Annotated in this window: 13 protein-coding genes; 1 reads left to right on the plus strand and 12 read right to left on the minus strand. The window is 42.3% G+C overall.

What is annotated here, in order from left to right:
- Positions 1 to 174 precede the first annotated feature (174 nt).
- The 12 genes from V7164_RS06565 to V7164_RS06620 all read right to left on the minus strand — a co-directional run bounded on the left by V7164_RS06565 (position 175) and on the right by V7164_RS06620 (position 12484).
- Complete coding sequence (locus V7164_RS06565; RefSeq protein WP_335353693.1) at positions 175 to 1032, minus strand: FAD binding domain-containing protein; 858 nt, start codon at positions 1030 to 1032, stop codon at positions 175 to 177.
- Between the two features lies 1 nt (position 1033).
- A complete protein-coding gene (locus V7164_RS06570; RefSeq protein ID WP_335353694.1) occupies positions 1034 to 3379 on the minus strand; it encodes a xanthine dehydrogenase family protein molybdopterin-binding subunit in 2346 nt (781 codons plus the stop codon).
- On the minus strand, positions 3379 to 3891 hold the full coding sequence (locus V7164_RS06575; RefSeq protein WP_335345917.1) for a (2Fe-2S)-binding protein: 513 nt from the start codon (positions 3889 to 3891) through the stop codon (positions 3379 to 3381). The genes V7164_RS06570 and V7164_RS06575 overlap by 1 nt, the downstream gene beginning before the upstream one ends.
- 70 nt (positions 3892 to 3961) lie before the next feature.
- Positions 3962 to 4408 (minus strand): CoxG family protein, encoded by a 447-nt coding sequence (locus V7164_RS06580; RefSeq protein ID WP_335353695.1) that lies wholly within the window; start codon positions 4406 to 4408, stop codon positions 3962 to 3964.
- Positions 4409 to 4536: 128 nt separating this feature from the next.
- Entirely contained in the window at positions 4537 to 5301 is a 765-nt protein-coding gene (locus tag V7164_RS06585) for a LamB/YcsF family protein (protein ID WP_335353696.1), read from the minus strand.
- Positions 5302 to 5305: 4 nt separating this feature from the next.
- On the minus strand, positions 5306 to 6661 hold the full coding sequence (locus tag V7164_RS06590; RefSeq protein ID WP_335353697.1) for an acetyl-CoA carboxylase biotin carboxylase subunit: 1356 nt from the start codon (positions 6659 to 6661) through the stop codon (positions 5306 to 5308).
- A gap of 29 nt (positions 6662 to 6690) precedes the next feature.
- On the minus strand, positions 6691 to 6939 hold the full coding sequence (locus tag V7164_RS06595) for an acetyl-CoA carboxylase (protein WP_335345921.1): 249 nt from the start codon (positions 6937 to 6939) through the stop codon (positions 6691 to 6693).
- Positions 6932 to 7930 carry a biotin-dependent carboxyltransferase family protein gene (locus tag V7164_RS06600; RefSeq protein ID WP_335353698.1) on the minus strand — a complete coding sequence of 333 codons (999 nt, stop codon included), beginning with the start codon at positions 7928 to 7930 and terminating at the stop codon, positions 6932 to 6934. The genes V7164_RS06595 and V7164_RS06600 overlap by 8 nt, the downstream gene beginning before the upstream one ends.
- On the minus strand, positions 7927 to 8796 hold the full coding sequence (locus tag V7164_RS06605) for a 5-oxoprolinase subunit B family protein (protein WP_335353699.1): 870 nt from the start codon (positions 8794 to 8796) through the stop codon (positions 7927 to 7929). Before V7164_RS06605 ends, V7164_RS06600 begins: the two co-directional genes overlap by 4 nt.
- Before the next feature lie 482 nt (positions 8797 to 9278).
- The gene (locus V7164_RS06610) at positions 9279 to 10700 is read right to left on the minus strand and encodes an aldehyde dehydrogenase family protein (protein ID WP_335353700.1); all 1422 of its coding nucleotides are present in this window, start codon (positions 10698 to 10700) and stop codon (positions 9279 to 9281) included.
- A gap of 67 nt (positions 10701 to 10767) precedes the next feature.
- Entirely contained in the window at positions 10768 to 12099 is a 1332-nt protein-coding gene (locus V7164_RS06615; protein WP_335353701.1) for an aminotransferase family protein, read from the minus strand.
- Between the two features lie 253 nt (positions 12100 to 12352).
- Entirely contained in the window at positions 12353 to 12484 is a 132-nt protein-coding gene (locus V7164_RS06620; protein ID WP_335353702.1) for a hypothetical protein, read from the minus strand.
- 334 nt (positions 12485 to 12818) lie between these two features.
- On the opposite strand from V7164_RS06620, the gene V7164_RS06625 reads away from it, so the two are divergent.
- Entirely contained in the window at positions 12819 to 13325 is a 507-nt protein-coding gene (locus V7164_RS06625) for a DoxX family protein (RefSeq protein ID WP_335353703.1), read from the plus strand.
- Positions 13326 to 13612 lie beyond the last annotated feature (287 nt).

A 13612-nucleotide genomic window follows, 5' to 3' on the forward strand; every position in this document is an offset into this window, starting at 1 on the left:
GTAGCACTCTTTGGTTACCATTCAACGATGATCTTCTTCATTGCGGTCATCAATAGCACTCTTTGGTTCCCGTTCAACGGCGATTTTCTTCATTGCGTGCGCCATTAGCCCACTGCGAATTTCTATCAATTTTTATTTGCTTCAAAACAACATTTTTTCTATAAAAATATCCTTTTAATAAAAGACAGAATGCAAAGCTCTTTCCGTATAAACCTTGCACAGGTTTCTTCTATATTCCTCAGAAGTGTATAGATCGCTCGCCATTTCCCCTTCATCGGCTGCCAATTGTGCAGCTTCTTTAATCACAGATTCAGACAAGGTTTGGCCTAGAAGCTTATCTTCTACAGAGGTCGCACGGTATGGAACATCCCCGACACCTGTAATGGCGATTTTAATATAATCAATAACATCATTTTCCCCAACCCCAGCAACAACGGCGACTCCGATGACAGGATAACCAGATGCCGGGTGGAAAAATTTAAGATAGGTTGATTTCGTATGCTTAGGCGGAATGGCGAATGAAACGCTCGTTAACACACTATTTTCAGGGAGCATCGTTATCAGCGGTCCTACTATAAAGCTATCAATATTCATCTTTTCAGGGCCATCTTCTCCATGAAAAGCAATTTCCGCATCAAGGACGTAAGCGGCGGCCGGTAAATCTGCAGCTGGATCTGCATGGGCGATATTTCCGCCAATCGTTCCTCGGTTGCGCACCTGCAAATCGCCAATTTGACGAACAGTTTCAGATAATACAGGAATATGTTCTTTTACAATTGGATCATTCGCAACTTGGAAATGGGTCGTGAGTGCACCAATAACGATGCGATCTCCATCCTTTTGAACCCCTTTTAGCTCGGCAATGCGGCTAATATCAATCAGAGCGCCTGGCTCCGATAATCTGAATTTCAAAAGTGGAACTAAGCTATGTCCTCCAGCAATCAGCTTTCCTTCACCGTTACATTGCTGTAACTGTTGAATAGCCTCATCAATAGAATTTACGCGCACATAATCAAATTTAGAAGGTATCAACTTACTTGCCCTCACTTTCTGAAATGGCTCTCCACACCTTTTCAGGTGTAAGCGGCATTTCAATATCTTTTATCCCGTATTGCTCTAGCGCATCCATAACTGCGTTCATGATCGCTGGGGTTGATGCGGTCGTTCCTGTTTCTCCGATTCCTTTTGCACCAAGTGGGTTAACTGGGGATAAGGTTTCTGTAAAAGCCGTTTCGATCTTAGGGAAAAAGCGAGCTTTTGGCAGTACATAATCCATGAATGTACCGGTTAATAGCTGACCATCTTCGTTATAAACTGCTCCCTCCCAAAGTGCCTGGCCAATCCCCTGAGCGATACCGCCGTGCACTTGGCCTTCTGCTGTTAATGGGTTGATTACGCGACCAACATCATCAACTGCTATATATCGTTTGATTTCAATTTGTCCAGTAGCCTTATCAATTTCAACAACCGCAATATGTGTGCCAAACGGATACACAAAGTTTTCCGGGTCGAAAAAGGCCTGAGCTTCTAAGGATGGTTCTAATCCTTCCGGCAAATTCCATGCCATATTGGCTGATTTGGCTATTTCCTGGAATGTGCGTACAAAGCCTGGTTGGCCATTCACTGAGAAGATTCCATTTTTAAATGTAATGTCTTCTACAGAAGCTTCAAGCTCATGGGCAGCAATTTTCTTTGCCTTTTCAATGACACGGTCTGTCGCAAAGGAAACTGCAGCGCCCCCTACGGCTACTGAACGGGATCCATATGTTCCCCACCCCATCGAGATTGACTTTGTGTCGCTAAACACGAGTTCAATGTCATCCATCGGAATGCCAAGCTTTTCTGATACTACTTGCCCAAAGGTTGTTGCATGGCCTTGTCCGTGTGGAGAGGTTCCTGAGTAGACCGTCACCTTTCCAGATGGATGGACTCGAACGGTTGAATTTTCCCAAACTCCCCCTTGGAATCCAATAGCGCCTGCGACCTTAGATGGGCCAAATCCGCATAATTCCACATAGGTGGAGAACCCAATGCCAACAAGTTTTCCTTGCTTGCGTAATTCCTTCTGTTCATCCCGGAACTTATTATAATCAAGAATCTCAAGAGCCTTTACCAGCGGCTTTTCATAATCCCCGCTGTCATATACTAAACCTTGTGCATTTGTAAAAGGAAACTCTTCTTTTTGGACAAAATTCTTCCTTCTAAGCTCTAAAGGATCCATCCCGATCTCTTTTGCGAATAACTCAATTGCACGCTCAATTTGATACGTCGATTCCGGCTTACCTGCCCCACGATAGGCATCAGTTGGTGTTGTATTCGTATAAACGCCGAACGTTTCACATGATGCATGAGGGATTTTATAAGCCCCGGTAATCATTAATCCAAAATCAATCGTTGAAACTCCTGGACCCATTGTCGATAAATATGCGCCGACGTTATGGGTATTTTTCACTCGAATGGCACTTAGCGTTCCATCCCTTTTCCCATATAACTCGACATCAAGGACTTCATCACGTCCATAGTTAGAGGCGGTAAAGTGCTCATTTCTTTCCTCAATCCATTTCACCGGCCGCCCTAAATCCCGTGCTGCATAGCCAACAAGCGCTTCATCAGGATAGACGCCGATTTTTCCGCCAAATCCGCCCCCCATATCTGGAGCAATTACTTGTAATTTGGCTTCTGAGATTCCAAGCACTTCGCTTAAAACCATCCGATGAATATGAGGATTTTGGGAAGTGCACCAAAGTGTCAAGTCACCGCTTCCTGGATTATACTGGCCAATAGCTGCACGTGTTTCAATCGGACTCGGCGCTACCCGCTGTACATAAAAGCTTTGCTTAATAGATACCTCGGCATTTTCACAAACCTCTTCAGGCACTGCTCCCGCTTTCCAATGGAACGCAATATTGTTTTCAATATCGTCATGAACAAGTGGAGCATTGTCTTGCATCGATTTCTTCTGCCCTACAGCAGGAGCAAGAGTTTCGTACTCTACATCAATTAAGTACATAGCATCTCTAACAGCATAGCGGCCTTCTCCAATGACCAGTGCAACACCATCCCCAACATATCGAACACGATCGATCGCTAGTGGATATTGTGGAGCTTCCTTCAGGTCGCATCCCGGGACTAGCCATGAGGAAGGGATACGGCCAATTTTGCCTTCAAGATCTTTCCCGGTATAAATCGCGACAACCCCTGGTGCCTTTAATGCTTCCACCACATTAATGCTTTTGATCATGGCATGTGCATGCGGGCTCCGCAAAATAGCGGCATGCAGCATTCCTGGGAGTACAATGTCATCTGAAAAACTACCATTACCTGTAATCAGCTTAGGATCTTCTTTCCTCTTCAGCCGAGCACCAACAACCTTTGTCATTATGAGCGCTCCTCTCCTACTAATTGAACTTCCGATTCTCTCATTAGCTGTGCTGCATGCTTGACTGCCTCAACAATAAATTGATAGCCAGTACAGCGGCAAATAACCCCTTCAAGGCCTTCGCGAATTTCCTCATCAGTTGGATTTGGATTTTGCTTCAGCAAACCAACCGCTGCAATCATAACCCCTGGTGTACAATAGCCGCATTGCAGTCCATGCTTTTCCCAAAAGCTTTGCTGGATTGGATGTAAATTACCTACTTGCCCAAGACCTTCTACCGTTGTAATTTCGGATCCATCCGCTTGAACAGCCAACATCGTACATGATTTCACTACTTCTCCATCCACCATAACCGAACATGCGCCACACTGACTCGTATCACAGCCAATATGTGTCCCAGTTAAACCAAGATCATCACGAATATAGTGAACAAGCAGCGTTCGCGGCTCTACATCCGCGCATTTTTCTTTTCCGTTGATTTTCACCTTTACATTTACATTTTCGATTGCCATCCACTGCACCTCCCAATTTGTACCTTTAATTACATTAACCTTGGCTCGCTTCAGTAATAATAAAGTTACGTTAGACGAGCTGTTTCGCCTCTTTATCTATATCTTTAAAAAATTGACCAATGACGACCTTCGCTACTCCACTCATGACTCTCTGGCCAACCGAAGCGAGAATACCTGTCAATTTCACATCTGCCTTACATTCAAGTACAGTTCCTTCTTCTGTTTCAATCAAAGCCATTTCAGCATCCGCATCAATTTCACCTGGCTTGCCCTTCCCGGTAACAAGCAGACGGTAAAATTCAGGCTCCTTTTGATCAACCTGCCGGACATCCCCTGTAAAAACTCCCTTTACAGGACCAATACTAATGCCTAGCTCAGACTCAAAAACATTGTCCTCCACCTCAACAAATGACTTACATCCTGGTAACGACCTTTTCAACACCTCCTTATCTTGTATCGTTCGCCATAGCACTTCTCTTGGGATACCCTTGAAAGTATATGTATGCTCAATTTTCAAAGCGACCTCTCCTTATAACAGTTTTGACATCTTGATGTTTATTTTTAAAATTCGAATAATTCCGTTTAAAACCTTGCCTATCACAGCCTTATCCCTTCCTATATAGGAAGGGAGCGATGACCACTTATTTAAATTATTTTCCTAATCGGAACAATCTCCACTCCGCTCGCTTTTAAGGCCTCAACAATTTTCTTGGCTAAAATAGGAGCACCCGGTGTATCTCCGTGAATGCAAATGGTTTCAGCTTTAATCGGAGTATCCTTATCATCATGAGTGATAACCCGTTCCTCTTTCACCATTCGGACAACCCGTTGCGCCATGGCCTCATAATCGGTGATTGCCGACCCTTTCCTCGTCAAAACAATCGAACCGCTTTCAGTATGCTCACGATCCGAATAAGCTTCTTTCGCAACAGGAACGCCCATTTTAATTGCTTCCTCAAACAATTCGGACTGATTAAGAGCGAAAATAATCATTTCCGGATCGATATCGTGAAGCGTCTCTAAAATGGCACGCGCTAATGCCTTATCCTCCGCCGCTTTCATAAATAAAGCTCCATGCGGTTTACAATGTTGGATATTCACTTTTGCTGCAGCACAGAATTCTCTTAAAGCCCCAACCTGGTACATGACATAATCTTTAATTTCTGATGGTGTACAAGTCATGTAGCGTCGGCCAAAGCCCAATAAATCAGGGAATCCTGGATGCGCTCCAATGCCAACATCATATTTCTTCGCCAGCTCTATCGTCTTCCTCATTACATGTGGATCTCCAGCATGAAAGCCGCATGCGATGTTGGCAGAGGTAATATACTGCATCATTTCTTCATCATTGCCTAATTCATAAAGGCCAAAGCTTTCCCCCATATCACAGTTCAAATCTACTTTATACATTGGATCACCTCTCAACTAATTGACCTAAATTTTCTGATAGGAATTGAGTCGTATAGTCTCCATTCATAAATTGGCCGTTTTTCATTACCTTTTGGAGGAGAAGCAGATTTGTTTTTACTCCCTGAATATCCATTTCTTCAAGCACCTTTTGCATTTTGCTAATCGCCTCATCACGTGATGAGCCGTGAACGATGATTTTTCCAAGCATCGGATCATAAAAAGGGGTAACCGTACTTCCGTTAATGAAACCGAAATCATACCTCACATTGTCCTCTGGCAGTTCCATACTCGAAATAACCCCAGGGCTTGGGAAGAAAGTGAACGGATCCTCCGCATAAAGCCTGCATTCAATCGCATGACCTGTTTTCGCGATCTCATCCTGTGTATAAGATAATCTCTCTTTAGCAGCAATCTTCAGCTGAAGCTCAACTAAATCCAATCCTGTAATTTCCTCTGTAACCGGATGTTCGACCTGCAAACGGGTATTCATTTCAAGGAAATAGAAGTTTTTATTTTCGTCAAAAATAAACTCCATTGTGCCGACATTTGTATAATCGATTTGCTTTACACCACGTATGGCCGCTTCCAACAGCTCTTTTCTAAGGGCTTCATCTAAAAACGGTGAAGGACTTTCCTCTATTACCTTTTGGTTTCGTCGTTGGACGGAACATTCTCTTTCAAATAAATGCAGAACATTTCCAAAAGCATCTGCAACAATTTGCACCTCAATATGACGAGGCTTTGAAATCCACTTCTCTAAAAAGACGGTGCCATCATTAAAAAATGAATTTGCTTTCTGCTTTGTCGAATCAAACACCTTTTGTAACTCGTCTTCATTATGCACGAGCTGCATCCCGATACCGCCGCCGCCCGCACTCGCTTTTAACATAAGCGGATAGCCAAGATCGTCTGCAATCTGAATGGCTTCCTTTATAGAATCAATGCTCTTATCCGTGCCCGGCACAACGCTTACGCCTGCTTTTTGCATTTGAATTCGTGCTTCAAGCTTGCTCCCCATAAGGCGAATCGTTTCTGCGGAAGGACCGATAAAAACAATATTTTCCTCCTCACAGCGGCGAACAAATTCCGGATTTTCCGATAAAAATCCATAGCCTGGATGAATTGCATCCGCTTTCGTTTCTTTTGCTACCTGAATAACTTTTTCTACATTAAGATAGCTTTTTTTCGCTTGGGCTGGACCGATGCAAACAGCCTCAGTAGCCTCACTAACATGAGGCGCCTCTGCATCAGCCTCGGAATAGACTGCAACTGTATCGATGCCAAGCCTCTTACAGGTGCGAATAATTCTCCTCGCAATTTCCCCTCTGTTTGCAATCAGCACCTTTTTAAAATAAGCCATCCGCTTTTTCCCTCCTCTTCAGAAAAAATTTACTGTTCAATGATGACTGCTATTTCCTGGCCTGCATCGAGAAGGTCCTCGTCCTCAACAAAGAATTGTGCTAGAACTCCCTCATTCTCTGCTTTTATTTCATAAAAGTTTTTCATGACTTCCACAAGGCCGATCACATCGCCCACTTTTACAGGGGCTCCTTCTTTTATATACACATCCTTATCTGGAGCTGGTTTACGATAGAAAACTCCTGGGATTGGTGTTAGTACTGTTTTTTGTTCAGCCATTTTTTAACCCTCCTACTTGAGCTAATACTTGCTGCTTCATTTGATTGATTTTATCCTGATAATCTTTGCGGATCTCAAGTGCTTCGTGGATATCAACAGCCACAAACCGAACTTTTTCATTTGTTTTGATTTGGGCCATTTTATTTAAATCTGTACTAATAATGGTACAAATCGTTGCGTATCCTCCACCTGTCACGGCATCGTTTAAGAGAGCGATCGGCTCTACCCCATCAGGCACCTGAATGGATCCAATCGGATAGCCTAAATCAACAACATTCGATGGATTGCTTCCAGCTCCAAATGGCTGTTCACGTTCAACGAAATTTAAGCGCTCCCCTTTAAATCGATAGCCAACACGGTTCGCTTCCGGTGTTACTGTCCATTCTATTGAGAAAAACCTTTCTTTACTTTCCTCTGTTAATCGATAACTGCATAATCCTAAAACAACACGGACGTCATTTGTTTTAGAAAAAGCAGGGATCAGTTCATCACTAATACGGGTTCCGGTAGCGATTTCTGTTTCGTTATCGCTGCCAATCGTTAATTCATCACCTGCTTGAAGAGCCCGCCCCTCAAAGCCACCTATGCCACACAGTGTATAGGTAGAGCGTGATTCCATGATCAGAGGCACATCAATTCCTCCAGCTACAGCTAAATACACACGTGCACCTTGTTTAATAAAATCGAATGAAAGCACATCTCCAGCCTTCACTTCAAGCGTTTCCCACATCGAAACAGGCTCACCATTGATTTTCGGCGGCATCTCACCGCCCGTAATGGCAACGGTTGCATTCTGCTGAAATTCTAAGACTGGCCCCATATAAGTGATTTCAAGAACAGCGGCATTTTCCTTGTTTCCAACAAGTAAATTGCTCGCAAAGTAAGAGTATTTATCCATGGCCCCTGATGGAGGCATTCCCACTTCATAATGGCCAATTCTGCCAGAATCTTGAACAGTCGTTTGAAGCCCAGGGTTAATTACTTTAATCATGCATACAACCTCCTTAACACGGAATCTGAAAATGCTTTCGGATTTTCGAGTACCTCTTGAGGCTTAAACGTAATTTCCTTTGTTAAATAGCGGAAATCCCCACTTTCCACTTCTTTTCGAATGTCCTCGTATTCCTCCATCGTAATGCTTCGATATCTGAAAACATCCCCCTGTCTAGGGAAGGTCATAGAATCTTTAAAATCATGCAATCGCTGTTCTTTTTCATAAATTGGTGCCGCAGCCGTCCCAAATAGCTGGTATCCACCCGCTCCTTGTACAGGGTATATAACGGCAAAGGCTCCGCCAAATCCAAATGCTCTCTCTGGTGTATACGTTCTAGGGCGAACATATTTAGGTGCTTCGATTTGCTGTTCTCGAGGCACCATTTGATAGCACCATGGCAATCCCGGAACAAACCCAATCATCGAAACAAGATACGGGCTATCGGTAATCGATTTAATGAGTTCTTCTTTAGATTGAAAACCATTTGTGCGGGCTACATATTCGAGGTCTGTTGCTGTCGGATCCTGATGCCGGTCCCTGAAACGCATTAACGCCTCATGTGTCCAAGGGTCTTCGAATAAGATCGGAACATCAACTGCACGAGCTGTAATTTCAAAGTTTTCTAATGAAACATTCTGTTCTAGTTCTTTCAATTTTGAAATTAATTTATCAGGGTGAATGATATCAGGATTAAAACGAATCATATAAGATGCATTGGAAGGACAAATATCTAGAATTCCTGGCAGCTTTTCCTCTCTCAACGTCTTTGTAATCGCCATGGCCTGAAAATTTGTTTCCAAACTCATCGCTTCAGATAATTCCACAAAAATAAACTCATCACCGCCATATTCATAACGGGTCAATGGACTTCACCTCACTGAAAGTATTTATCTACTAATATTGCAAATTCCATGCCAAGATAATATTTATCTATTTTTCTGATTATTTGTTTGAAGGTCATGAAAAGCGCAGTTAAATCTTTCAAAATTGAAACATTGTTTTGCGATATTGAAAGATTGTGTTAAGCCAATTTTCGAATAGAGATTAGTGATTGGGAGCTGGCGATATATCCGAAAACTTGCGGGTATCCAATTGAAGGTCGCGGATATATTCGAAAACTGGCGGATATCAACCGAAAGTCGCGGATATATTCGAAAACTGGCGGATATCTTTCGAAAGTCGCGGATATATTCCTTAACTGGCAGACTTATTTGCGAAAGTGACCTTAATATTTGCGAAGGCTGCCGATATTTTCTCTTTCCTACCGATAAAATCTAGAAAACTCATTTATCTAAACAAAAAGGACTGCATCATCTTTTATCAAAAAGATTTGCAGTCCTTTTTCTTAATTTCTATTAAAAACGACTAGTTTCTGTTCCGTCATTTCTTCGATTGCATATTTTATACCTTCCCGGCCGACTCCGCTTTCTTTAACCCCGCCGTATGGCATATGATCCACACGGAAAGTTGGGATATCATTGATCATAACTCCTCCAACATGCAGCTGCTGTGCTGCGGTTAAGGCGGTATGGACATTGTCTGTATAGATTCCAGCTTGAAGCCCATATCGAGAATCATTTACAAGCTCAATCGCCTCATCAACAGATTTCACTTTATTTATCAGCACAATTGGCGCAAATACTTCCTGACAGGATATCTTTAGAGAAGGATCGGCATCTAATAGAACGGTCGGCAATAATATATTCCCCTCAGATGTCCCTCCTACAACCACCTTCGCTTCCTGCTGTTTCGCCTCCTCCAGCCAATCAAGTGTCCGCTGCACATCTTTTGCTGTAATTAAGGCGGAAACATCTGTCGCCGGATCAAGCGGGTCACCGATATTCAGCTGCTTCGTTGCTGCGACAAATTTTTCAACGAAAGCCTCATATAAGTCTTCATGAACATAAACCCGCTGCAATGAGATGCAAACCTGGCCTTGAAAGCCGAATGCACCTGCTACACAACGTGAAATAATTTTATCAATATCAATCCCTTTATCAATAATGACTGCCGCATTCGAACCTAATTCCAGCGTAACACGCTTTAGCCCAGCTTTATTCCGGATTCCAATCCCTACCGCAGGACTTCCTGTAAAAGAAATTTTTTGAACACGATCATCCTTCACAAGCTTTTCACCAATGATGGATCCGCTGCCTGTAACAACATTTAAGGCACCAGCCGGCAATCCAGCTTCCTGGAATAACTCAGCAATGAAAAACGCCGATAACGGTGTTTGACCAGCCGGTTTCAAAACAACTGTATTTCCTGAAGCAATAGCTGGCCCTACTTTGTGTGCGACTAAATTCATCGGAAAATTAAAAGGGGTGATCGCGCCAATCACTCCAATTGGTTCACGCACTGTGTAGGCAAGTCTTCCTTCCCCGCCCGGTGCTGCATCAAGCGGAATCGTTTCCCCATGAATTCGCTTCGCTTCTTCAGCAGCAAATTTATAGGTCTGGATGGTGCGACCTACTTCCGTCCTTGCAGCAGATATTGGCTTAGCAGCCTCAGTAGCAATGATTTCAGCGGCCTCTTCAGCCCTCTTCTCTAATAGAAATACAACTTTTTCTAAGATTTGCGCCCGTTGATGGCTTGGCATAGCCGCCATTATTTTTCTCGCATTAAAGGCTGCCTCTAATCCTGTTTCAACCTCTTCTACCGTTGCTGCTGGGATCTCGGCTATCACCTTTCCACTGTAAGGAGAGCTAAGTGGTACATATTGACTTGCCTCGACCCACTCCCCATTAATGAATAATTTCTTCTTCAATTAGATCTCTCCTTAATCATTTTTCTTATTAGTTTTATATTCTTCTTTACTCGCCCAAAAACCTCTATTACTTTAAAACCTCCGCTTCAATTGCCGCAATCGCATCATGGAGGATTTCAAGCATTCTTGCCATTTCTTCCTTATTGATGATTAACGGCGGAGAAAATACAACAGTGTCTTGGCCATCGAACACGACAGACCTGCAAATGAGTCCCCGTTTTGCCGCTTCCGTTACAACCATTGGTGCTACTGGAGCTGTAAATTTCTCATTTGTCTGTTTATCCTTAACTATTTCGATGCCGCCCATTAATCCAAGACCTTTGACCTTGCCGACAATTTGCCGCTCGCCTTGAATCCATTTAAACCCTTTTAGCATTTCACTTCCCATGATTTCTGCATTCTCAATTAGGTTTTCCTCTTCAATGATTTCAATATTTTTCAATGCGACTGCACAAGCCATTGGATGCCCGCTATACGTATAGCCATGCAACAAGGTCCCTGTCGACAGCTCAGTAAAATCTTGGTGGATTTTTTCCGATATCATTACTCCGCCTAATTGGGCGTAGCCACTCGTCACACCTTTTGCAAAGCACATCATATCTGGCACGACCCCATAATGCTCAATCCCAAAGTATTTCCCTGTCCGGCCAAATCCTGTAATCACTTCGTCTGTGATAAATAAAATGCCATATTCATCACAAATACTTCTAACTTCCTTAAAATAGTCATCTGGCGCGACATGCAGTCCGCCCGCTCCTTGCACAGGCTCTGCAATAAACGCCGCAATTGACTCTGGCCCTTCCGCTTCAATCACATCTCGCAAATCTTGAGTTGAAAAATGATCTGCATAGCAGAAATCTGGATCAAATGAGTTCGTAAAATCGCGGAACGGCTTCAAGCCAGTTGCATTTGTCGATCCCATCGCTACCCCGTGATAGGACTTCGTTCGAGAAATTATCTTTTTACGATTCGGCTGCCCTTTTAAAATCCAATAATGGCGCGCCAATTTATAAGCTGTATCATTCGCCTCCGAACCTCCGGAAGTAAAGAATGCGGCACTTAAATCCCCAGGTGCAATTTGGGCGAGCTTCGCAGCCAAACGAATAGCGGGCTCATTGCTAAAAGTGGCAAAGCATGAGGAAAACGCTAGCTTGGACATTTGCTCCATCGCCACTTTCCCTAATTCCTCTCTCCCATGCCCAACATTCACATTCCATAGAGAAGACATCCCATCAATGACCGTGTTCCCCGCCATGTCTTGAAGGTAAACCCCTTTCCCTTCAGTAAAAATAAACGATGGCCCCTGATCTTGCTGCTGCTTTATAGGAGAGGTCGGATGCAGAAAATGTTTCTTATCTAAGTCCATTAATTCCTGAATACTATTCATATCTTTTATCATGATTTAATTCCTCCTAGAAAAATATAGTTTCGTTCTTATATAAGTAGTAAATGCAAATTTTATGCCAACTTTTAATTAAATTCTTTTATCCATCCTGACTCTAAGAAATTAAGCGGACATGAAATCCGTTATTTCCATTAAATAACCCTAATTTAAGGGCTAAGCGGACACTCGTACGTTATTCACGAAATAACACAAGAAAATCATTCCTTTTTTACAAAAAAGTGGAACCAATGTCCGCAAAGAAACGGAATTACCCCATTTTCGGCCAAATAACTGCCCTGATGTCCGCTAAGATGACAATAGCAAACAAAATAGACCAAATCAGTATTGCGATTTGGTCTGCTAATTCGTATGCACTTAACAATTCTTCTTCACAAAACAAACAAATGACTCCAATTTAAACGTAACTTCCACATCGCCATCATTATTTTGGAACATAGATCTTAATGACGGTGTCAGGGATTTATTAGAATAAGTAGTCTGGAGCATCCTCAAATTAATTATTAACACTGTTAATACCTTTACAATAATTATAGTTATGACATATCTGTGAAGTCTATTGTACTTTAAATAAAAACGTTGTATATTAAGAGTGTAGAAAGTAAGTGAAAAACTTCACAAACTTTCACCCCAAGCTGACAGCTTAATACAAATATTTTTTTAATACATCTTGTGAAAAGTTTCACAAACTAAAATTAAAGGGGAGATTTCTCATGATGAACTTTTTAAAAGGGCCGAAAATGGCGATAGTATGGACCGTATTAAGAATATGGTTAGGTATTCAATGGATTGAAGCAGGATTTCATAAAATTACTGGTGGATTTGATGCAGGTATCTTCATACAAGGCGCAATTGCAAAAGCTGGTGGAGATCATCCTGCAGTTCAAGGCTGGTACGCAGCATTCCTTGAAGGAATTGCACTACCCAATATAGAATTATTCAACATTCTTATCCCATGGGGAGAGTTCCTAGTTGGCTTAGGTTTAATCATAGGAGCAGCAACTATTCCAGCATTACTTGCGGGTGCGTTCATGAATCTTAACTTCTTAATGGCAGGAACAGTAGGCGTTAACCCAGTTCTTTATACTGCAGCAATCATCCTATTATTCACTGGAGCAGCAGGTTACTTCTACGGAGTTGACAGATTCGCAGTCCCTTATGTTAAGAATTTCTTCAATAAAAAGAAAAACTTACCGAAAGAAATGAAACCTACTGTAGCATAAATATTGCACAAAAAAAGTAAGTGATTCCATGTGAATCACTTATTTTTTTACTTACTGAATCGAACCTGAAGATTAGGAAAAAACTAATCAGCTTTCGCACCATCAATATCTATAAGAATGAAGATGTGTTAAACGATCCCCCTCAATTCATGGATTATGAATAGGTACACGCTAACTTAATATGGACTAAAGATTTCAAGAGGAACATTAATGTTTCATTATTATTAAAAGTTAATAGCATTCATAACCAAATTAACCATTCTGTTAAATGGAGGGGAATAATGTTG

Origin of the sequence: Bacillus sp. JJ1474 (assembly GCF_036965225.1) — a bacterium.
Lineage (GTDB): Bacteria > Bacillota > Bacilli > Bacillales > Cytobacillaceae > Cytobacillus.